The sequence below is a fragment of the Silvimonas soli genome (assembly GCF_030035605.1).
GTDB classification, from domain to species: Bacteria; Pseudomonadota; Gammaproteobacteria; order Burkholderiales; family Chitinibacteraceae; genus Silvimonas; species Silvimonas soli.
The window spans coordinates 3,552,986-3,573,140 of the sequence record NZ_CP106736.1 but is presented as its reverse complement, the minus strand read 5'-3'; the positions used below and the strand labels follow the sequence as shown (position 1 = coordinate 3,573,140).

Genomic DNA, 20,155 nt, shown 5'->3' with positions numbered 1-20,155 from the left:
TACTTTGCAAGATTAACATGCCGCGCGCAGCCACCGCGCCGCAACAATCGGCACGGTGGCTGCGACAGCCGGGATCAAACTTCTTTTTTACGAAGACGTGTACGGCTGGCGGCTGGCGCGGCGGCGGGTGCAGCCACCGGAGCTGTAGCTGGCGCAACCGGCGCTGGCGCAGCAACCGGATTGGCGCTGGCTGGCTTGGCTTGCAACAACGCCGCAGTTTGCGGTTTGCGCCGACCAGCAGGAGCTGGCGCAGCAACAGGGGTCGCAACCGGTGCTGGAACTAGTGCAGCCGAAGGTGCGTTAGTCAGCGCCGATTTTTGCGTGCCGCCGCGACGCCGAGTACCGCCGGTAGCGGGCTGCGGTGCGGCTTCCTGAGCATTGCCTGCAACACGAGCTGCCGGTTTGGACTCTGCCGCTTTCTTCGGTGGTTGAGCCGCAACCGCCGGCACTACTGCCGGTTGAGCAGCCGGTTGGGCAGGCTTGCGCGTTTGAGCATTGCGGTCCGGCGCGGCTTTGGCGACTGGCGCAGTCACTGGTTTGGCAGGAACAGCCGCAGCAGGCTGCGCTGTGGCCGTCACTTTGACCGACGCGGTACGCTTGGGCTTACGCGCCTGCTTGCCGCTATTTGCGGATGCCGGATTGGCCTGTGCCGTGGCGACAGATTGAGTCGGCGCGGTCGCTACTTTAGGCGCTACAACCGGTTTGGCCGCCTGCACGGGAGGCACCGCGTTACGTTGCGCTGGTTGCTGGCTTGCCGCGCGGTTGCTGTTGCGATTCTTGTTACGGTTATTTCTGCGCCCAGACCGTTCACGTTCCTGCGGCACCTGCGCAGTGGCGGCTTGTTGTGTGGGGCGCGCCTGCGTGCCCACACTCGCCGGGGTTTGGAATGTCGCGGGTTGTTGCGGCGCTTTGGATTTTTCTTCCAGCACCAGCGTGAAGTCGATCTTGCTGGTGTCCAGATCGACCCGCACCACTTTCACTTTCACCCGATCAGTCAGGCGATAGATTTGTCCGGAACGCTCGCCTTTGAGTTCATGACGGCGGTCATCGTAATGGAAGTAGTCGTTGCCCAGTTCCGAGACATGTACCAGACCTTCCACGTACAGATTATCCAGCAACACAAACATGCCAAAACCGGTAACAGCCGAGACCGTGCCTTCAAACTCCTCACCCACTTTGTCTTGCATGAAGTAGCACTTGAGGAAGTTCAGCACGTCGCGGCTGGCTTCATCGGCGCGGCGTTCGGTCATTGAGCACTGAATGCCCAGTTGATCCCACTTTTGCGCCGGGCGATATTTCTTGCCCGCCAACACAGCCTTGATGGCGCGGTGGACCAGCAAATCCGGGTAGCGGCGAATTGGCGAAGTAAAGTGCGTATACGCCTCGTAACTCAGGCCAAAGTGACCTTTATTATCCGGGCTGTAGACGGCCTGCTGCAGACTGCGCAGCAACATGGTTTGCAGCAACGATGCGTCCGGGCGTAGCTTGATCTGCTCCAGCAACGCGGCGTAATCACCGGCCTTGGGTTCTTCTCCACCGCCCAGCGTCAAACCGCAAGAGCGCAGATATTCGCGCAGCTTTTCCAGCTTTTCCGGGTTCGGGCCTTCATGCACCCGGAACAAACATGGATGCTTGTTGGTGATCAGGAAATCCGCCGCACATACATTGGCGGCCAGCATGCATTCTTCAATCAACTTGTGGGCGGGGTTACGCACCACAGGCACGATCTCGTTGATCTTGCCTTTGTCGTCAAAGCGCACTTCGGTTTCGGTGGTTTCAAAATCAATGGCGCCACGCACTGCGCGTGCCTTGGCAAAGGCCTGATAGAGCGCGTACAAATCCTGCACGTGGGGCAAGACCTTCTTGTACTGCTTGGCCATCTTGCCTTTTGGCTCTTCCAGCATTTCCCACACTTTGTTGTAGGTAAGCCGGGCCTTGGAATGCATCACCGCCGGGTAGAACTTGTATTTCTTGATATCGCCGGTAGCGCTGATCTGCATATCGCAAACCACACACAAGCGCGCAACGTCCGGGTTCAGCGAGCAAACACCGTTGGACAGTTGTTCTGGCAACATCGGGATAACGCGACGCGGAAAGTACACTGAGTTACCGCGCTCAATGGCGGTTGCGTCCAGTGCATCGTCTGGCTGCACGTAGTGACTGACGTCGGCAATCGCCACCACCAGGCGCCAGCCCTTGCCTTTTTTCTCGGCATAAACGGCATCGTCAAAGTCACGAGCGGTTTCACCGTCAATGGTTACCAGTGGCAGGTCGCGCAAATCCACGCGCTTCACGCCCATCACCGGCTTGAGATCTTTTTTGCCAACTTTATCTGGGGTTGCTTGCGCTTGAGCCTCGGCGGCGGCCGAAAATTCGTGCGGCAGATTGTGTTTGCGCAGCGCGATTTCGATTTCCATGCCCGGGTCATCGTAATTACCCAGCACTTCCACCACCCGGCCCAGCGGCTTGATATTGCGATCTGGTTGCTGGATCAGCTCTACCGTCACCACTTGGCCTGGCTTGGCTTTACCTTTTTCCTTGGGCGGAATCAGAATGTCTTTGGAGATGCGTTTGTCTTCCGCCGCCACCATGTAAACGCCCTGCTCGGTCAAAAAGCGACCGACCAGCAGCTTGGTCAGGCGTTCGAGCACTTCGACAATCCGGCCTTCGCGGCGGCCACGACGGTCAAACCCGGCCTGGCGGACCAGTACCCGGTCGCCGTGCATGATTTTGTCCATTTCGCGCGACGACAGATATAGATCATCCGAGCCATCGTCCGGGATCAGAAAACCGAAGCCTTCCGGGTGGCCTTGCACGCGCCCGGGGATCAGATCGATTTTTTCTGCAATGCACAGAGCGCCTTTGCGATTGACCATCAACTGGCCGTCCCGCGCCATCGCCCCCAAGCGTCGATCAAAGAAAGCGCGTTCGTCTTCGGTAATCGACAACAACTGAGCCAGATCGACCGCGAAAAGCGGTGCGCCCGCCTCTTCCAGAACCTGCAATACATATTCCCGTGAGGGCAAAGGGTTCTCGTAGCGCTCTCGTTCGCGCTCAAGATGAGGGTCTTGCAGCCGCAGGCTTTTGACCTGTTTGGGACGGCGGGAGGATGTATCGATGGCAGGGCTCTTTTTTGTTGACATTGTCTTGGGGTTTCCCGATAATCGCGCTTCTTCGTGATCTGCGCATTCTAACAGCGTAGCACAAGGCCCAGGTGGCGGAATTGGTAGACGCACTAGGTTCAGGTCCTAGCGCTCGCAAGGGCGTGGAAGTTCGAGTCTTCTCTTGGGCACCAAATGATAAAAACCCGTTCTTTTGAGCGGGTTTTTGCATTTCTGGCTATGGCTTGTTTGTTATGTCCATTGCGACATGCTAGGGATAACGGACCGTCAAATGCTTTTGTCATTATCTGGCAGTGAATTGGTTTTTCAATCAATGCTTTGCCAAAAAAAGTAGTTCAACCCTGTTGACAGGGTTAGCTGATATACGCATAATCGCTCTCCTTCGCTGCTGCAACAAACCAGTTACAGCGCGATGCCCAGGTGGCGGAATTGGTAGACGCACTAGGTTCAGGTCCTAGCGCTCGCAAGGGCGTGGAAGTTCGAGTCTTCTCTTGGGCACCAAAGATTCATCAAAAAACCCGTTCAATCGAACGGGTTTTTTGTTTTTCCAGCGCCATAAATACCCTCCTGCAAGATTACTTGAATCCTTCCCCAAACTGCCAGCCATCGGCAGAAGCCACTCCACCAGAAATGCACTGCTAGAGTGAACTGGCTATTCCAATTTCATCACTCCAACAGCACACCAGCAATTTGTCCCAGCCCCTCACCACCATTCTGAACAAGGAGCAAAGCATGCTGCATTACATCTGGATGTTCATTATCGGCATTATCGTGGGCTTGATCGCCCGCTTTATCATGCCGGGCGCCCAAGGCATGGGCCTGATCATGACTGGCGTTGTCGGTATTGTCGGCTCGTTTGTTGGCGGTTTCATCGCCCGCATTTTCAGCAAACCACCCGAAGGATCACCCGTTCACCCTGCCGGAATATTGCTATCCATTGTCGGGGCAATCGTTGTGCTTTACGTGGTGCAAATGCTTCAACATTGATGCATTGAATTACCCGGCAAGAAGAAACGCCTGCAATGATTTGCAGGCGTTTTTACATGGCACAACCACCCGAGTACAGACTACTGTTTTCAATCCAGTGCTGGCCGTTATCGAGCTTGATTGGCGAATAAACACCCACGTAGATATCCAGCAAGTTATCCGTGAGTGGATTGTCATTGGCTTGAGTACAAATTGCCATATGAGCGACGATAACAACCTTGGCGCTCATCAATTGCATATACGTCCCTATACAATAGCAAGCGCTGACCGCCCCCGCAGCATATGACCTTGGCGCACCGTGAGGCCATTAAACATGCCATCACACTGAACGAGTCAAAACACCTGACTTAACCGCCGCCATAAAAACAAAAAACCGGGCACATGGCCCGGTTTTTTTTTGAGATGACTGAAGCGTCAAATCAGCCTTCTTGCTTGAACGCGCGACGACGTTCGTGTTCTTGCAAGAAACGTTTACGGATACGAATCGACTGCGGGGTGATTTCAACCAGTTCATCATCATCGATAAACTCAACCGCCGATTCCAGCGACAGCTTGATCGGAGTGGTCAGACGCACGGCTTCGTCAGTACCGGAAGCGCGAACGTTGGTCAGTTGCTTGCCCTTGATCGGGTTCACAACCAGATCGTTATCACGGCTATGGATACCGATGATCATGCCTTCGTACAGCTTGTCGCCTGGCGACACGAACATACGACCGCGATCTTCCAGCTTCCACAGCGCGTAGGCGACTGCTTCGCCTTGATCTTGCGAGATCAGCACGCCGTTGTGACGACCTGGCAGATCGGCCTTGACCGGTGCGTAGTCATCAAACACGTGGCTCATCAGGCCGGTACCGCGAGTCATGGTCATGAAGTCGGACTGGAAGCCGATCAGGCCACGCGCCGGAATATGGTATTCCAGACGGGTACGACCGCGACCATCAGATTCCATGTTGGTCAGTTCGCCACGGCGACGACCGATTTCTTCCATGATGCCGCCCTGGTGTTCATCTTCCAGGTCGATAGTCAGGTTTTCGTACGGCTCGCACTTGGTGCCGTTCACTTCTTTGTATACAACGCGTGGCTTGGCAACGGCCATTTCAAAGCCTTCGCGACGCATGCTTTCCAGCAAGATGGTCAAGTGCAGTTCGCCACGACCGGAAACACGGAAGATATCCGCATCGGCAGTGTCTTCAACCCGCAGAGCCACGTTGGTCAGCAGTTCTTTGGTCAGGCGGTCGCGGATCTGGCGGCTGGTCACGAACTTGCCTTCAGTACCGGCCAACGGCGAAGTGTTCACCATAAAGTCCATGGTCAGTGTCGGCTCATCCACACCCAGCACTGGCAGGCCAACCGGGGCTTCCTTGTCACAGATGGTGACGCCGATACCGATTTCGTCCAGACCGGAGATAACAATGATGTCACCGGCTTCTGCGCTTTCAACAGCAACGCGCTCCAGACCCTGGAAGCCCAGCACCTGGTTGATACGGCCAGAAGAAACTTGTTCTTCGTGGTTCATTACCACCACTTGTTGACCTGGCTTGATACGGCCATTCAACACGCGGCCAACGCCAAGGCGGCCGGTATAGGTGGAGTAATCCAGCGCAGCAATTTGCAGCTGCAGCGGTGCATCAGGATTGCCTTCCGGTGTCGGCACGTGCTTGAGCACGGTCTCGAACAGCGGACGCATATTGTCGGATTCTTGATCCAGTTCCAGCTTGGCAAAGCCGTTCAGGCCCGAAGCGTAGATGATCGCGAAATCGAGTTGTTCGTCAGTGGCGCCCAGCTTGTCGAACAGGTCAAACGTTTGATCCACAACCCAATCCGGACGTGCACCCGGGCGATCGATCTTGTTGATCACCACGATAGGACGCAGACCCAGTGCCAGTGCCTTTTTGGTCACGAAACGGGTTTGCGGCATCGGGCCTTCAACGGCATCAACCAGCAGCAATACGCCATCAACCATACCCAGCACGCGCTCGACTTCACCACCGAAGTCCGCGTGACCCGGGGTGTCAACGATGTTGATGTGGGTGCCTTCGTATTCAATAGCAGTGTTCTTGGCCAGAATCGTGATGCCACGTTCCTTTTCAAGATCGTTGCTATCCATCACGCGCTCGTCCACCTGCTGGTTTTCGCGGAAGGTGCCAGATTGGCGCAAGAGTTGGTCAACCAGGGTCGTTTTACCGTGGTCGACGTGAGCAATAATGGCGATGTTACGAATGGCGCGCGTCATGATGGATGGGATGCTAACAGTTTGAAAAGCCGAGGATTGTAGCACGAACCCATTACAGTTCGCTGCGCTGCAGGATGTGCGGACGAAAGAAAAGAGCGTGTGTTTTGCAACTCATTGTACGGAATCGGGATTCCGGGCCGTTTCTAGGCCGTCGTGTCCAGGGGTTGGCCCGGCATTCCCAGTGCCCGCGCCAACATCAGCAGCATGCCTGCCGTAGCACCCCACACGGTGATGCCGCCGCACTCCACAAACAGGCTCTTGCCGCGCAAACCCCGGCGTTCCACCCAGCGCAGTTCGTAATGAGCGGGGTTCAACAGCACATTCCAGGGTAGTTCCAGAATGGCGGCCACTTCGCCGGGCTCGGGCTGCAAGGCCATTCCGGGAGTGACCAGCCCGACCACGGGCGTCACATTGAAGCCGGTGATGGTGTGATAGGTGCCTAGTTCACCCAGCACCTGGACGTTGGCAGGCAATAGCCCGATTTCTTCATTGGCCTCGCGCAAAGCCGTGGCCGCCGGGTTCTGATCTTGCGGATCAACCCTCCCGCCCGGAAAACTGATCTGGCCACCGTGATGGCGCAAATGCGCGGCGCGTTCGGTCAGAATGATGCGGCTGCCATCCGGGTAAGGCACGATCGGGATCAGCACTGCGGCGGCACGACGTGCCTGTTCCAGTCCCATATCGCCACGAGTCTGTCGCTCTGCCTGCGCCAGTTGGCTGCGCAGCCAGTCCGCCCAGGCTGGCGCATCGCCATGAGCGGGGGCCAGCGAGTTCATCCGTCCACCCTGGGCAACCGAAAATCCTGCTTGTGGGCAACCAGTCGCAGTGTCAGGCCAATGGCAAACAACGACCATTCAACTGCCGCACCTTCCAGTCCCCAGCCTTTAAGCAGGTAAAGCGCCACCGACAAAAGAATCGCCACGGTGCCGTAAAAATCTTCATGCAGGATAAAAGGAACGTCGTTCACCATCATGTCGCGCACCAGTCCGCCACCAACGGCGGTGACAAAACCCAGGAAACAGACACCAAACAGATTCACGCCAAAATCCATGCCGATTTTGGCGCCCGCCAGACTAAAAGCCACCAACCCGATTGAATCCGCCACGATAAACAGCTTGCGTAACAACCCCTTATGGCGCTGATGCAACTTGATTACCCATGCCACCGCCAAGGTGGCAAAGATGGTGTAAATGGGCAGCGCATCCAGAAACACGCGGGGCGTACGGCTGAGCAGCAAGTCTCGCATGACCCCGCCGCCGATGCCGGTAAGCAGCGCCACAATAACCACCCCCAGCAAATCCAGCCGCTTGCGCGCGCCCACCAGATAACCGGCAATGGCAAAAGCCGCAGTGCCGATCTGGTTCATGACTTCAAAATAAAGCGGAAAGGCCATGCATGTATCTGAGAATTGATCGTGGCAAATCTTACCGCGTCGCCGTAGCAAGCGCTCAGTTGGCTGCAATTTCAGGGCAGAAAACACCAGCCACACAGGCTTTAGCGACACCCGAATATCGTTATTTACTTATGCATAAATTTCATTATTTGTAATTAATTTCTCGTTTTATCGATATCAAGATGCTTAAATGGGCGCATAAAAACCGCACTTGGTGACAAATAATGCATAACCGCATCCGCCATCTGGACCTGGCCAGAGGCATTGGCATTCTGCTGATCGTACTTGGGCACAACCGGATTTTTGATCTGATTAACCCTGTCGGGCACCACATCCTGCACTCCATCAACATGCCCATGTTTTTTCTGATGTCAGGCGTGTTTTTCAAAGCCAGCACTTCCATTTCATCGCTGGCCCTGCAAAAGCTCGACGGCGTGCTCAAACCTGTTTTTGTCACGCTGTTGCTGGTGGCGCCATTGCAGCCTTTGTTATCGCACGCGCCATTTGCCCAATTTGTTGCTGGGTCGTTGTATGCCACCGGCGGCACCTTGCGCTGGACGCCGCTCTGGTTTTTGCCGCATCTGTTTCTGGTTTTCATGGCGGGCCGTATTTACCTGGAAGTAGCTAAGCGCTGGCAAATCTCAAGGCGGATGTCACTACTGATTGGCCTGTGCTGCATTACCAGCACCTATTTCATGTTCCAGACCATGCGCTCGGTGCCGGTGCCCATTCCATATCTGGCCTACGGCAATGCCGGGCAAATTCTGGGCGACCTGGGCCTGCCGTTCAGCGCCGATCTGCTGTTGATTACCGTGCCGATCTTTCTGATGGGGCACGCGCTGAAAGAGCAGATCAGTACCTTTGAACCTCGGGTGCTTTACGCCCTTGCCGCTTTGGCCGTATTCGGGCTGATGCATTATCTGGGCGATGGTGAACTCAATCTGAGCAAGCGCCTGTTTGAAGACTTTCTGTTCAATGTCGGGCAGACCCTGTGCGGCGTGTATCTGGTGCTATCGGTCTCGGTCTGGACTTCCCGCTATTTGCCCGGCCTGCGTTGGCTATTGCTGCAAGCGGCATCAGCCAGCCTGTTTATCTTGCTGTTTCATGATTACCTGCAGCGGCGCAGTTTCCGCTTTTTTGAGGAGCACGGATTGTCGATGGTCGCGGCTGGCATGCTGGCGTACCTGTCGGCCATCATCTTGCCCACGTTGTTTTATCAGATCGTGGTGCGCGTGCGCTGGCTGGCCGTGCTCTGGCTTCCGGTCAAACGCGTGCAGCGCAATCGTGCACTCAACCCGGTCACGGTGACAGACCAGCGCGGCAGCGTGGCACCCTGATTCACCAACTCGTCTGGCATGACGCCCGCTTGCGTTATAATCGCCCATTCGATTGTTCAAGACGGACAGCCTGATCCCATGAAGCGCAAGATACTGATTACCTCCGCCCTGCCCTATGCCAATGGTCCCCTGCACCTTGGCCATATGCTGGAACATATCCAGACCGATATCTGGGCGCGGTTTCAGAAGATGCGGGGCCATGAATGCCATGCTGTCTGTGCAGATGACACCCACGGCACGCCGATCATGCTGCGCGCGCAGGCCGAAGGCATTACGCCCGAACAACTGATCGCCTCTGCCAAAGAAGCGCACGAGAAAGACTTTCACGGCTTTCTGGTGAACTACGACAATTACGGCAGCACGCACTCGGACGAAAACCGCGAGTTCTCCTACCGTATCTACAAATCACTGCGCGCCAACGACAAGATCGCCCAGCGCACCATCAGCCAGTTGTACGATCCGCAGAAAAACATGTTTCTGCCGGACCGCTTTGTCAAAGGCGAGTGCCCCAAGTGCCACGCCAAAGACCAGTACGGCGATAACTGTGAAGTCTGCGGCACCACGTATTCGCCAACAGACCTGATCAACCCGTACTCGGCGATTTCCGGCGCAACACCAGAACTGCGTGATTCCGAGCATTACTTCTTCAAGCTGGGTGATTGCGAAACCTTCTTGCGCAACTGGACGTCTGGCAACGTAGCGGTCAACGGTCAGGAACGCGCACGCCTGCAAGAAGGCGCGGCCAACAAACTGCAAGAGTGGTTTGATGCGGGCCTGAACGATTGGGACATCAGTCGCGATGCGCCTTATTTCGGCTTCGAGATTCCCGATGCGCCGGGCAAGTATTTCTACGTTTGGCTGGATGCGCCAGTCGGCTACATGGCCAGCCACAAGCAATTGTGTAACCGCCTCGGCCTGGATTTCGACAGCTACTGGAACAAAGACTCTGACGCCGAGTTGTATCACCACATCGGCAAAGACATTCTGTATTTCCACGCCCTGTTCTGGCCCGCCATGCTGGAATACGCCGGTTATCGCACGCCGACCGGTATCAATGCGCATGGTTTCTTGACCGTCGATGGCCAGAAAATGTCCAAGAGCCGCGGCACGTTCATTACCGCCGAATCGTATCTGCGCCACCTGAGCCCGGAATGGCTGCGTTATTACTTTGCCGCCAAGCTCAACAGCGCCATTGAAGATATCGATCTAAACCTGGAAGACTTTGTCGCCCGCGTAAACAGCGACCTGATCGGCAAGTACATCAACATTGCCAGCCGCGCCGCCGGTTTCATCACCAAGCGTTTTGACGGCAAGCTGGCAGTTGACTTGGGTGACAGCGGCCCGTTGGCCAAACTGCAAAATGCTTCGGCCGGAATTGCTGGTTTATGGGAAGCGCGCGAATACAGCCGTGCCATCCGCGAAATCATGGCGCTGACCGATGAAGTGAATCAGTGGGTCGACGCGCACAAGCCATGGGAAATCGCCAAGCAAGAAGGCCAGGATGCCGAACTGCAACGCGTGTGCTCGGTGCTGATCAATGCCTTCCGCATTCTGAGCGTGTACCTCAAGCCGGTACTGCCAAAGCTGGCAGCCGATGTGGAAGCGTTCCTCAATATCGCCCCGCTGACCTGGCAAGATGCCGACACCCTGCTCACCGGCCATACCATCAATGTGTATCAACACCTGATGCAACGTGTAGACCCCAAGAACATTGAAGCCATGATCGAAGAAAACAAACAAAGCCTGGCCCCGACCGCCAATGTCGCTGAAGCCGCCAAGCCGGATTACGAAATCCCCGAAATCGAGCCGATTATCAACATTGATGACTTCAGCAAGATCGACCTGCGCATCGCCAAAATCGTGAATGCCCAACACGTGGAAGGTGCCGAAAAGCTGCTGCAACTGACGCTGGATATCGGCCAGGAACAAACCCGCAACGTATTCGCCGGGATCAAGTCCGCCTACAAACCGGAAGACCTGATTGGTCGTCACACCGTGATGGTCGCCAACCTGGCGCCACGCAAGATGAAGTTTGGTTTGTCCGAAGGTATGGTTCTGGCTGCGGGTGGTGATGGTGGTTTGTACATCCTGACGCCGGATCTTGGCGCCAAGCCAGGCATGCGGGTGAAGTGATCAAGTGATTTGATGCTTGAAATGATAAACGCCGCTTTGAGAGCGGCGTTTATCATTACTCATCATTATTTCCGTAGCCCGGATGAAGCGAAGCGGGAATCCGGGAATGCGACGCGTAACAGAACCAACTCGCATTGCCAACCCGGATTCCCGGCCTGTGGCCTTCATCCGGGCTACGGTTCTTACGAAAAAAAAAGCCGCTGAATGCGGCGTTTTTTATTGGCTGTCACGGTTCGCTTCCACCGCCCCCCGGATCATCCCCATCGACCAATACCGCGCGCGCCGCTGCCACAATCTGCCGCGTCAGCGACTCCAGCCGCGGCGACTGCACTTTCCAGGCATGCCAGTACAAAGGCACGTCCACCGGGCTATCCGGGGCCAGATCAATCAACTCGCCCTGCTCCAGCAACTGGCCAAATTGCTGCTCTGGCACCATGCCGTAGCCCAAGCCAAGGCGTATCGCGGCAAAGTATGAGTCATGCGCCGGGATGTAATGACTTGGATAAACGTCCCGGGTCAGCCCGAAGCGCTTTTCCAGAAACACCGCCTGCAACGCGTCTTTGCGGTTAAATACCATCACCGGTGCGTGGCGAGCTGCTGCGCGAGTGAAGCCTTGCGCAAACCACCGCTGATAAAAGCCCGGCGACGCAATCATGCGGTAACGCATATTGCCCAGAAACAGCGCCTGGCAGCCGCGCAATGGCTGGGCTTCGGTGGTCACGCAACCCGTTGCCAGGCCAGATTCCAGTAGCGCGAAGGTGTGATCCTGGTCTTCCATCGTCACATCCAGCAACACGTTCTCGGCCAATAACAGCGGTGCCACGGCGGGCACAAACCAGGTGCCGAGCGTATCGGCGTTGATGGCCAGTTTGACCACAAACGGCGCGGACTGGTTGTCCGCCAATTCGGCCGCAAATTCCTGATCCAGCATGGCAGTGCGGCGCAGGTATTGGAGCAGCCGCTGCCCTTGCGGCGTGGCGCGGCAGGGACGGCTGCGCACTACCAGCGGGCTGCCCAGGCTGGTTTCCAGCGCACGAATGCGCTGCGATACCGCCGACTGGGTAATGTGCAGCCGGCTTGCGGCCAGATCAAAACTGCCGGTCTCAATAACGGCCAGCAAGGCATCGGTTTGGCGGTGATCCAGGTTCATCACTTTTCCAGCCATTATTAGAGAAAATAATGTTATCTGAAAAATATTAATACAGCTTCATAAAACCCGCCAGACCGCCGACAATCGCTCTCATTCAACGACGTGATCAGGGGCAATACCAATGTTTTTCTCGGCATGGTTAAAAGGCATAGGCCTGGGCGCCAGTCTGATCATGGCTATTGGTGGGCAGAACGCTCACGTACTTCGCATGGGTTTGTCGCGCCAGCATATCGGCATCACCGTGCTGGTTTGCATCGTGGGCGACGCGCTGCTGATTGCCGCCGGTGTGGCTGGCATGGGCGCGTTGATTGAACAAAGCCCGGCACTGATGACAGTGGCCCGCTGGACGGGTGCCGCATTCCTGACCTGGTACGGTCTTCGGGCATGGCGGGCGGCGTTTTCAACCGGCGCGTTACACGCCGAAAAAGGCGTTCCCACCATTTCCTGGCAGCAAGCCGCGCTCACCGTCATGGCGCTGACCTGGCTTAATCCGCATGTTTATCTGGATACAGTGGTGTTACTGGGCTCGATTGCCAGCCAGCAAACACCCCTGGCGCAACCGTGGTTTGCGTTAGGTGCCATGACCGCTTCCCTACTGTGGTTTCTGGGATTGGGCTATGGCGCGCGCTTGTTGTCACCGGTCTTTGCTTCGCCGCGCGCCTGGCGCATCCTGGATGGCTTGATCGGCTGCATGATGCTGGGTTTGGCTGTGTCGCTGGTGTGGGTGTGAGTCGCGTTTTGGAGTGAATGCAAAAACACTAGACCAATCGTCTTGGAATTAACTGGTCGCGTCCCCAGATTAGATGTTCGTCTGCCCCGCCGGAAAGAACATGAAAACACTGGAAAACACGCCGATCTCGGTACTCGATCTCTCCCCGATCGTCGCGGGCTCTACGCCCACCCAAGCCCTGGCCAACACCCTGGATCTGGCCCAACATGCCGATCACTGGGGCTTCAATCGTTACTGGCTAGCAGAACATCATGGTATGCGCGGCATCGCCAGCGCGGCCACCTCAGTGGTGATTGGCCACGTTGCTGGCGGCACCAAACGCATCCGCGTTGGCTCTGGCGGCATCATGTTGCCCAACCATGCGCCGCTGGTGATCGCCGAGCAGTTCGGCACGCTGGAATCACTCTACCCCGGCCGGATTGATCTGGGTTTGGGCCGGGCACCCGGCACCGACCAGGCCACCATGCGTGCGCTGCGCCGTGATTCGGGTGCCGATGGCGATCAGTTTCCGCAGATGCTCGAAGAATTGCGTGCCTATTTCCGGCCCGACCTGCACGGCGGCAGCAACGGTATTCATGCCGTGCCCGGCGAAGGGCTGGACGTGCCAATCTGGTTATTGGGCTCCAGTGGTTTCAGCGCGCAATTGGCTGGTTATCTGGGCTTGCCGTTTGCTTTTGCCGGGCAATTCGCGCCGCGTAATATGAAAGCGGCGTTTGATTTATATCGCCATACTTTCCGCCCTTCCCGCGTGCTGGAACAACCTTATGCCATGGCCGGAATTAACGTCATTGCGGCCGATACCGACGAACACGCGCAATTTCTGGCGACTTCAGCACAACGGCGTTTTGTCGGCATGATTCGTGGCAATCCAGGCCCGCTTGAGCCTCCAGTGGAAAGCATGGATGGATATTGGGAACCGCATGAACGTGCAGCGGTGCAAGCGCAATTGGGCGCATCCATTATTGGCAGCCCGGTCACAGTACGGGCAAAGCTGCGCGAATTTTTGCAAGAATTCGGCGTGGATGAAATCATGGCGAATGCGGCGGTTTATGATCACGCCGAGCGCTTGCACTCGTATGAAATTGTTTCGCAAGTATGCGAATTGCCACGGTCGCTTTAACTTGAAATAGCGGTGATAAACGCATTTGGTCAAACAAAAAAGCCAGTCCCCACAGGACTGGCTTTTTTAGCATTAACGCAGCTCGGTATTACATTGCCGATGCAGCAGATGCCTTGTGATGATGCTTGGTGGTACGTTTTTGTTGGACTTTAGCTGGGCTGACTTCGCTGGCAGCTGCGCCGCCAACGGCGGATTCAGCGGAAGCTACACCAGTGGTAACAATAAATGCAAAAGCCATCAACATTGCGGTAAGCAACTTCATCTCGGTTCTCTCCTTTCTGTTTGCACGGGAAAATTTGTCATATAAATGCAACTGCACGTTCACCTTAGAAGATCACACGGCGAATTCAAAAGAAATCATGTTGCGAGTTGTAAAAAAATGCAACGAATCAGCAATAACGTTGCGAATTGCACAATACAAATCAATTTTCTGCGTGCAGCAGCGGCCCTTGGCGCATTCCGCTATCAGAAATGATCCAACTCCGTTTTTGCCCCAAATTGATCAAGATACTTGATCGGCTGACCGTTCAAAACGCCGGTCTGGAATCAGCCAGACTACCGCGACTACGGTATACAAAATGCAGGCAATGGCGCCATGCACAAACGCCAGACCAACACCCAGTGCATACAACACCACAGATATCCTGCCCTTCACATCACTGCCTAACGATTGCGCCAGTAAAGATTGCCGCCCGTGGTGAGCAACCAGCACGCGGGTAAGAATGAAATAGGCAATTGCCGACCCCAACAACACCACGCCGTAGAGCGCAGCTGGCCATGACATCAGGCCGTTTTCGCCCAGCCAGGCCGTGGTAACGGGAATCAGCGACAACCAGAACAGCAAATGCAAGTTGGCCCAGAGCACACCGCCGCTGACCGCCGTTACCGCATGAAACAGGTGATGATGGTTGTTCCAGTAAATACCGACGTAGATAAAACTCAGGATATAACTCAACAGCACCGGCCACATTTCCAGCAATGCGTGCGGATCGGTCCCGTGCGGCACTTTAAGCTCCAGCACCATGATGGTAATGATGATGGCCAACACGCCATCACTAAACGCTTCCAGCCTGCCCTTCCCCATTGACTAGCTTCCCCGACTGTTTGTTGTGTCAAACCCGGCCACTTTGGCCCGAGCCTACAGCGTAAAACATGACATGGACATTGGCGAGGCCGACGCGCAACCACAGTACCGGCTTGCGTATCGGGCCGCTTTCGACCACCCTCATATCACGTGCAGACTGATCAGACTCTGGAGAGCACAGATGGCAAATTACGACGTTGACCTGTTTGTCATTGGCGGGGGTTCCGGCGGCGTGCGGGCGGCGCGGGTTGCGGCCAGCCACGGCGCCAGGGTAGCGATTGCCGAGCAAGCCAATTTTGGCGGCACCTGCGTCAATCGCGGTTGCGTTCCCAAAAAGCTGCTGGTTTATGCCAGCCGCTTCCCGGATCAGTTTCGCGCCAGCCGCGCCTACGGTTGGCAGCAGCAAGATGCCCAATTTGACTGGGCCAGCCTGATCACCCACAAAGACACGGAGATTTCGCGGCTGGAAGCCATTTACCAGCGCAACCTGGTTAATTCCGGCGTGGTCATCCATGCCGAGCAAGCCACCTTTGAAGACGCAAACACCCTGCGCCTGGCGACCAGTGGCCAACGCGTTACCGCACGCTACAGCCTGATTGCCACCGGCGGCTATCCACATCGGGCGGTTTTTCCTGGCAGTGAATTGGCGATTACCTCGGATGAAGCCTTTCACTTGCCAGAGCTACCCGGCCGGGTGCTGATCGTTGGCGGTGGTTATATCGCGGTGGAATTTGCCGGCATCTTTGCCGGATTGGGTGTGCAGACCTCGATCATGATTCGCGGACAGCAATTGCTTAGGGGGTTTGATGAAGACCTGGCGCGACTGCTCGCCGAGCACCAAACCCGGCGCGGCATTGCTTTGCATACCGAGCAGTTCATCCGCCAAATCGAGCAAACCGCCGATGGTCTGCGCGTAAGCAGCAGCACCGGCGCCACTTATACGGTGGATACGGTCATGCTTTGTACCGGGCGCAAACCCAATACGCGCGCGCTGGGGCTGGAACAAGCTGGCGTTGCGGTGGATGACAAGGGCGCCATCCAAGTGGATGCCCACTCCCGCACCAACATTCCATCCATTTACGCGGTGGGGGATGTCACTGACCGGCTGAATCTGACGCCAGTGGCCATTCGCGAAGGGCAGGCTTTTGCCGATCAATTGTTTGGGCAAATCACCCCGCTCGAACTGGATTACGAACTGGTCCCCACCGCGGTGTTTTCCACTCCCGAGCTGGGCACAGTCGGCCTCACCGAAGCCCAGGCGCGCGAGCGTTTCCCGGATATCCGCGTGCTGCAAACGCGTTTCCGGGCGATGACGCAGGCTTTCGCCGGATCAGAAGATCAAGTGCTGATGAAAGTGTTGATCGACAATCCAACCGACCGGGTAGTGGGCGTGCATTTGCTGGGCGAAGGTGTAGCCGAGATGGCGCAGTTGATTGGCGTAGCACTTACTGCCAGTGCGCGCTGGCAGGATTTTCGCCGGACTGTGGCGTTACATCCTTCCATTGCCGAAGAACTGGTCACGTTACGCGGCTAAGGCACCGGCTTCGAGAATGTCCTCGGCAATAAACTGCCCCGGACGCAAGTCGCAGCCGGGGCAGTTTGCAGCCAAAACGCTGACAAGTGCGTTCCGAATCACATATCCAGCACGATGCGGTAACGCGCTTTGCCATCACGCAAATGCTGGATGGCGTCGTTAATGCGGGCGACCGGAAAGTGCTCGACCATCGGCCCGATGCCGTGCCGGGCGCAAAATGCCAGCATGTCGGCGATCACCGCAGGCGAACCGGTGGGGGACCCGGAGACATCCATCTGCTTGAGCAGCAAGGTAAACACCGTCAACGGCACAGGCTCGGGCACCGCGCCGACAAAATGCAGCCGACCTTTTGGCGCCAGCGTGTTAATGATCGCATCCCAATCCAGTTTGACGTTGGCGGTCACCAGCAAGAAATCCAGCGAACCCGCCGCCGCAGCCAGCGAGGCGCTATCGGTACTGGTTACCACCCGATGGGCGCCTAGCTCGCGGGCTTCATCGTGTTTGCGCGCCGACGAGGTAAACGCTGTGACCTCGCAGCCCCAGGCGCTCATGAAGCGGATCGCCATGTGGCCCAAGCCACCGATACCAATCACGCCCACGCGCTGGGTAGGTTTGACGTTATGCACCACCAGCGGTGCAAACACGGTAATGCCGCCGCAAAACAACGGCCCAGCCACCGCCGGATCAACCCCGTCTGGCAAGGGAATAGCCCACGCCCAATGCGCGCGGATACGATCCGCAAAGGCACCATGCCGCCCCAGAATGGTGGGTTGTACCTCGGCGCATAAATGCTGGTCGCCACCGATGCACGAATGACAGTGCATGCAGCTGCCGCGATTCCAGCCCACACCCACTGTCTGTCCCAGCTTTAGCCCTTTGGCCTGCGCACCCATCCGCACCACCCGGCCGACCGCTTCATGCCCCGGCACAAACGGGTATGTGGTCATGCCCCATTCGTTATCCAGCATCGACAAATCCGAGTGACAAATGCCGCAATAATCAATTTCGACTTCAACGTCTTCGTCGCCCAGCGGGCCGTCGTTAAAGTCAAACGGCTCTAACGGCGTGTGAGGCGCCTTTGCTGCCCAACCGTGAATCGTATCGCTCGTGCTCATACCTTCGCTCCCGGGATGCGTGTGAACAAATAGATCAAGAGCCACTGTAGGCACGCGCGTGCGCTTTTATCCAGGCATGTTGCCTGGCCATCAGGTCGAAAGGCGTTATTGGTGCCACGCGGGAAGAGGATTTTTGCGATTTTTGCCTGGCGGAGCTGCTTTTTTATGCGTTGTTTATACGGCCTTTCATACAGTGATCTCAGCCAGTCCACCGCTCCACAAGGCGTGACCGGATCATCTGCATTGCAAAGGAAAACACCATGTTCTCTCTGGCCGATTTATGCCCGCCATCCAGTATTTTGCTAGAGGTACCCGCCCAGACGCCGCACTCGTTATTTGAACAGGCGGCCTGTTTTGCTGAACGCCATTTCGGGCTGCCAGCGGCGCAAGTGCTTCAGAAATTGCTCGACCGTGAACGCATTGGCCCTACCGGTCTCGGCCGCGGCATCGCCATTCCCCACGCCCGCGTTGAAGGGCTGGAACGTCCGGCACTGATCTTCATCCGCCCGGTATTGCCGGTCGATGGCGAAACGCCAGATGGCAAAGGCTTGAGCGAATTCTTCTTTTTGCTGATGCCGGCCAAAGCAACCCAACACCATTTGCAGGCACTGGCCGACCTTGCCGCCGCGCTACACCAGCGCGATTTTCGCCAGGCATTGCGAGCTGCGCATACCCAAACGGCAATTCACCGCTTGCTGGCCACCGCGCCGCTGCACCTGAATGCCCACACCCGCTCGTTAACGGAGCTTGAATCATGAGCATGCTGCGCCACTTCAGTAATCCCACAGTGCATACGCCGCCAGTACCAGAGCGCGCATTTGAAGAGCCAGACAGTCGGGCAGGCAAAATCGATAACCTTCCCGGCACGGGATACTGGTTGTTGCGGACCAGCCATTATTTTGAGGATTGCGCGGTGACCTTTGGCACTGACTTCTTCGTTCATCGCAAACAGATCGTGCGTTTCTAGCCAGCCCTCGGCCAGATCAACCCATCTGGTCGGCCTACCTTTCGGCCCGATCTGCACAAAGCTCGCACAATGTTTTGCTATCGTGAATATTGGATCTGCGCCCTAATGCGCTCTTTCCAGCCCATCAGCAGGTCGTTTTGTTCGCGTAATGAACGAGAAACGACCAAAAGCATGCAGTTTGTATGGGAATGATCAAAATAATCACATAAGGCGGAACCACTACCACGGGGCGCTTGTCTGTTTGCCTGCCCCAATCCAGATTCACACAGCGAGCACCATGAACCAACGCAGCGCACTTTCATTCATATCCGCAAAAAACGCGGGCTTCACGCTGATCGAAATAATGGTCACGGTAGCTATCGTGGCCATTCTGGCCGCCATTGCCCTGCCCAGCTATCGCAATTACATCGTGAAGAGTCATGTGAAGGGTGCGGGCGCCGATCTGGTTGCGCTGGCGTTGATTATGGAAAACCAGCATCAGGTGAACTTGAGCTACCCGGCTACGTCCAGCGATGTCACCACATCATCTAGCTTCCCCGGATTTAGCCCCGCCGAGAAGATCATGTTTACTTACTCGGTGCAAACTCCGGCACCTTCGGGCTCCCCCGCTCCAGCTTATTTGCTGACCGCCACAGGTAAAGCCGGGCAAATGACCAGTGGATGCACGCTCAAGCTGGATAGCACCAATGCCCGGCAGATCTCGGCTGGCTCAGGAACCGGAACCTCAGCCTGCGGTGGCCTGACGATGTGGTAACGGGCCATGTATAAACAAAGGAACGCCGGTTTCACGCTAATTGAATTCATCATCACCATTGCGGTGATGATGGTGCTGTTACTGCAGGGTGTGCCATTAACGATGCAATGGGTAGGCTCCTCCAACATCCGGTCTGGCACTACGTTGTTCAACCAAGGTGTTGCCAGAGCCAAATCACGGGCGTTGCGCAATGGCAGTGCCGTCACGGCCAGCAATCCAGCCGCTTACCTGGTATTGAATAACAACACGGTGTGCGCCCAGGACGCCGCAACCGCCAGCGGCCTCAATTGCACCAACGCGGTGTGGACCGGCAAATTGCCCAATGCCACCACGGCCATCTTGAACGGCGCGGCGGCGCAATGCGTGGCGTATAACGATTCCGGCCTGCCCGTTGCTGCCACTTTGGGGAGTACGCAATGCGGTACTGCTGCCACTTTCATCGTCACCAGCATGGGAGTTAGCAGTGATACCACTGCCGTGCTTAACTAGGCCGCC

General features: G+C 56.4%; 18 protein-coding genes, 2 tRNA genes and 1 pseudogene. 12 read left to right on the top strand and 9 right to left on the bottom strand.

Features of this window, described 5'->3' with window-relative positions:
* Positions 1-560: 560 nt before the first annotated feature.
* A pseudogene (gene rnr, locus N7220_RS16435) lies at positions 561-3,143 on the bottom strand (ribonuclease R); the annotation flags it as partial.
* 65 nt (positions 3,144-3,208) lie between these two features.
* Between rnr and N7220_RS16430 the strand changes: the two are divergent.
* The 3 genes from N7220_RS16430 (at position 3,209) to N7220_RS16420 (ending at position 4,109) form a co-directional block, all read left to right on the top strand.
* Positions 3,209-3,295 (top strand) — tRNA-Leu (locus tag N7220_RS16430).
* 241 nt (positions 3,296-3,536) lie between these two features.
* A tRNA-Leu gene (locus N7220_RS16425) sits at positions 3,537-3,623 on the top strand.
* Positions 3,624-3,854: 231 nt separating this feature from the next.
* Positions 3,855-4,109 (top strand): GlsB/YeaQ/YmgE family stress response membrane protein, encoded by a 255-nt coding sequence (locus tag N7220_RS16420; RefSeq protein WP_283148600.1) that lies wholly within the window; start codon positions 3,855-3,857, stop codon positions 4,107-4,109.
* 52 nt (positions 4,110-4,161) lie between these two features.
* Here the strand turns inward: N7220_RS16420 and N7220_RS16415 are convergent, their stop codons facing one another.
* The 4 genes from N7220_RS16415 to N7220_RS16400 form a co-directional block, all read right to left on the bottom strand.
* Entirely contained in the window at positions 4,162-4,347 is a 186-nt protein-coding gene (locus tag N7220_RS16415) for a hypothetical protein (protein ID WP_283148599.1), read from the bottom strand.
* Positions 4,348-4,528: 181 nt separating this feature from the next.
* A complete protein-coding gene (gene typA / locus N7220_RS16410) occupies positions 4,529-6,343 on the bottom strand; it encodes a translational GTPase TypA (RefSeq protein ID WP_283148598.1) in 1,815 nt (604 codons plus the stop codon).
* A 143-nt stretch (positions 6,344-6,486) separates the two neighbouring features.
* Positions 6,487-7,119 (bottom strand): CoA pyrophosphatase, encoded by a 633-nt coding sequence (locus tag N7220_RS16405; RefSeq protein WP_283148597.1) that lies wholly within the window; start codon positions 7,117-7,119, stop codon positions 6,487-6,489.
* On the bottom strand, positions 7,116-7,736 hold the full coding sequence (locus tag N7220_RS16400; protein ID WP_283148596.1) for a trimeric intracellular cation channel family protein: 621 nt from the start codon (positions 7,734-7,736) through the stop codon (positions 7,116-7,118). Before N7220_RS16400 ends, N7220_RS16405 begins: the two co-directional genes overlap by 4 nt.
* A 224-nt stretch (positions 7,737-7,960) precedes the next feature.
* Here N7220_RS16400 and N7220_RS16395 point away from each other — a divergent pair, with 224 nt between their 5' ends.
* Complete coding sequence (locus N7220_RS16395; RefSeq protein WP_283148595.1) at positions 7,961-9,073, top strand: acyltransferase family protein; 1,113 nt, start codon at positions 7,961-7,963, stop codon at positions 9,071-9,073.
* Between the two features lie 78 nt (positions 9,074-9,151).
* On the top strand, positions 9,152-11,206 hold the full coding sequence (gene metG / locus N7220_RS16390) for a methionine--tRNA ligase (protein WP_283148594.1): 2,055 nt from the start codon (positions 9,152-9,154) through the stop codon (positions 11,204-11,206).
* Between the two features lie 226 nt (positions 11,207-11,432).
* Here the strand turns inward: metG and N7220_RS16385 are convergent, their stop codons facing one another.
* The gene (locus tag N7220_RS16385) at positions 11,433-12,356 is read right to left on the bottom strand and encodes a LysR family transcriptional regulator ArgP (RefSeq protein ID WP_283148593.1); all 924 of its coding nucleotides are present in this window, start codon (positions 12,354-12,356) and stop codon (positions 11,433-11,435) included.
* Between the two features lie 121 nt (positions 12,357-12,477).
* Here N7220_RS16385 and N7220_RS16380 point away from each other — a divergent pair, with 121 nt between their 5' ends.
* Together N7220_RS16380 and N7220_RS16375 are read left to right on the top strand one after the other, a co-directional pair.
* Positions 12,478-13,086 carry a LysE/ArgO family amino acid transporter gene (locus N7220_RS16380; RefSeq protein WP_283148592.1) on the top strand — a complete coding sequence of 203 codons (609 nt, stop codon included), beginning with the start codon at positions 12,478-12,480 and terminating at the stop codon, positions 13,084-13,086.
* Positions 13,087-13,186: 100 nt separating this feature from the next.
* Positions 13,187-14,206 (top strand): LLM class flavin-dependent oxidoreductase, encoded by a 1,020-nt coding sequence (locus N7220_RS16375; protein WP_283148591.1) that lies wholly within the window; start codon positions 13,187-13,189, stop codon positions 14,204-14,206.
* Between the two features lie 88 nt (positions 14,207-14,294).
* Here the strand turns inward: N7220_RS16375 and N7220_RS16370 are convergent, their stop codons facing one another.
* The gene (locus tag N7220_RS16370; RefSeq protein WP_283148590.1) at positions 14,295-14,468 is read right to left on the bottom strand and encodes a hypothetical protein; all 174 of its coding nucleotides are present in this window, start codon (positions 14,466-14,468) and stop codon (positions 14,295-14,297) included.
* A gap of 240 nt (positions 14,469-14,708) precedes the next feature.
* Positions 14,709-15,290 carry a TMEM175 family protein gene (locus N7220_RS16365; protein WP_283148589.1) on the bottom strand — a complete coding sequence of 194 codons (582 nt, stop codon included), beginning with the start codon at positions 15,288-15,290 and terminating at the stop codon, positions 14,709-14,711.
* A gap of 181 nt (positions 15,291-15,471) precedes the next feature.
* On the opposite strand from N7220_RS16365, the gene gorA reads away from it, so the two are divergent.
* Complete coding sequence (gorA, locus tag N7220_RS16360; protein ID WP_283148588.1) at positions 15,472-16,824, top strand: glutathione-disulfide reductase; 1,353 nt, start codon at positions 15,472-15,474, stop codon at positions 16,822-16,824.
* A 98-nt stretch (positions 16,825-16,922) separates the two neighbouring features.
* Here the strand turns inward: gorA and ahr are convergent, their stop codons facing one another.
* The gene (gene ahr / locus N7220_RS16355; RefSeq protein WP_283148587.1) at positions 16,923-17,939 is read right to left on the bottom strand and encodes an NADPH-dependent aldehyde reductase Ahr; all 1,017 of its coding nucleotides are present in this window, start codon (positions 17,937-17,939) and stop codon (positions 16,923-16,925) included.
* A 260-nt stretch (positions 17,940-18,199) separates the two neighbouring features.
* Here ahr and N7220_RS16350 point away from each other — a divergent pair, with 260 nt between their 5' ends.
* The 4 genes from N7220_RS16350 (at position 18,200) to N7220_RS16335 (ending at position 20,149) form a co-directional block, all read left to right on the top strand.
* Positions 18,200-18,697: a PTS sugar transporter subunit IIA gene (locus N7220_RS16350; protein ID WP_283148586.1), complete on the top strand. Its 498-nt coding sequence runs from the start codon at positions 18,200-18,202 to the stop codon at positions 18,695-18,697.
* Positions 18,694-18,906: a hypothetical protein gene (locus tag N7220_RS16345; RefSeq protein ID WP_283148585.1), complete on the top strand. Its 213-nt coding sequence runs from the start codon at positions 18,694-18,696 to the stop codon at positions 18,904-18,906. The genes N7220_RS16350 and N7220_RS16345 overlap by 4 nt, the downstream gene beginning before the upstream one ends.
* Before the next feature lie 277 nt (positions 18,907-19,183).
* Entirely contained in the window at positions 19,184-19,660 is a 477-nt protein-coding gene (locus N7220_RS16340) for a type IV pilin protein (protein ID WP_283148584.1), read from the top strand.
* Positions 19,661-19,666: 6 nt separating this feature from the next.
* Positions 19,667-20,149, top strand: a complete 483-nt coding sequence (locus N7220_RS16335; RefSeq protein WP_283148583.1) for a pilus assembly FimT family protein — start codon at positions 19,667-19,669, stop codon at positions 20,147-20,149.
* Positions 20,150-20,155 lie beyond the last annotated feature (6 nt).

What these genes read in the sequence shown, in the direction of transcription:
- ahr (WP_283148587.1), bottom strand. Translation starts at nt 17,939, where the DNA reads ATGAGCACGAGCGATACGATTCACGGTTGGGCAGCAAAGGCGCCTCAC.
- metG (WP_283148594.1), top strand. Translation starts at nt 9,152, where the DNA reads ATGAAGCGCAAGATACTGATTACCTCCGCCCTGCCCTATGCCAATGGT.
- gorA (WP_283148588.1), top strand. Translation starts at nt 15,472, where the DNA reads ATGGCAAATTACGACGTTGACCTGTTTGTCATTGGCGGGGGTTCCGGC.
- N7220_RS16350 (WP_283148586.1), top strand. Translation starts at nt 18,200, where the DNA reads ATGTTCTCTCTGGCCGATTTATGCCCGCCATCCAGTATTTTGCTAGAG.
- N7220_RS16420 (WP_283148600.1), top strand. Translation starts at nt 3,855, where the DNA reads ATGCTGCATTACATCTGGATGTTCATTATCGGCATTATCGTGGGCTTG.
- N7220_RS16370 (WP_283148590.1), bottom strand. Translation starts at nt 14,468, where the DNA reads ATGAAGTTGCTTACCGCAATGTTGATGGCTTTTGCATTTATTGTTACC.
- typA (WP_283148598.1), bottom strand. Translation starts at nt 6,343, where the DNA reads ATGACGCGCGCCATTCGTAACATCGCCATTATTGCTCACGTCGACCAC.
- N7220_RS16335 (WP_283148583.1), top strand. Translation starts at nt 19,667, where the DNA reads ATGTATAAACAAAGGAACGCCGGTTTCACGCTAATTGAATTCATCATC.
- N7220_RS16400 (WP_283148596.1), bottom strand. Translation starts at nt 7,736, where the DNA reads ATGGCCTTTCCGCTTTATTTTGAAGTCATGAACCAGATCGGCACTGCG.
- N7220_RS16375 (WP_283148591.1), top strand. Translation starts at nt 13,187, where the DNA reads ATGAAAACACTGGAAAACACGCCGATCTCGGTACTCGATCTCTCCCCG.
- N7220_RS16380 (WP_283148592.1), top strand. Translation starts at nt 12,478, where the DNA reads ATGTTTTTCTCGGCATGGTTAAAAGGCATAGGCCTGGGCGCCAGTCTG.
- N7220_RS16385 (WP_283148593.1), bottom strand. Translation starts at nt 12,356, where the DNA reads ATGAACCTGGATCACCGCCAAACCGATGCCTTGCTGGCCGTTATTGAG.
- N7220_RS16345 (WP_283148585.1), top strand. Translation starts at nt 18,694, where the DNA reads ATGAGCATGCTGCGCCACTTCAGTAATCCCACAGTGCATACGCCGCCA.
- N7220_RS16365 (WP_283148589.1), bottom strand. Translation starts at nt 15,290, where the DNA reads ATGGGGAAGGGCAGGCTGGAAGCGTTTAGTGATGGCGTGTTGGCCATC.
- N7220_RS16395 (WP_283148595.1), top strand. Translation starts at nt 7,961, where the DNA reads ATGCATAACCGCATCCGCCATCTGGACCTGGCCAGAGGCATTGGCATT.
- N7220_RS16340 (WP_283148584.1), top strand. Translation starts at nt 19,184, where the DNA reads ATGAACCAACGCAGCGCACTTTCATTCATATCCGCAAAAAACGCGGGC.
- N7220_RS16415 (WP_283148599.1), bottom strand. Translation starts at nt 4,347, where the DNA reads ATGCAATTGATGAGCGCCAAGGTTGTTATCGTCGCTCATATGGCAATT.
- N7220_RS16405 (WP_283148597.1), bottom strand. Translation starts at nt 7,119, where the DNA reads ATGAACTCGCTGGCCCCCGCTCATGGCGATGCGCCAGCCTGGGCGGAC.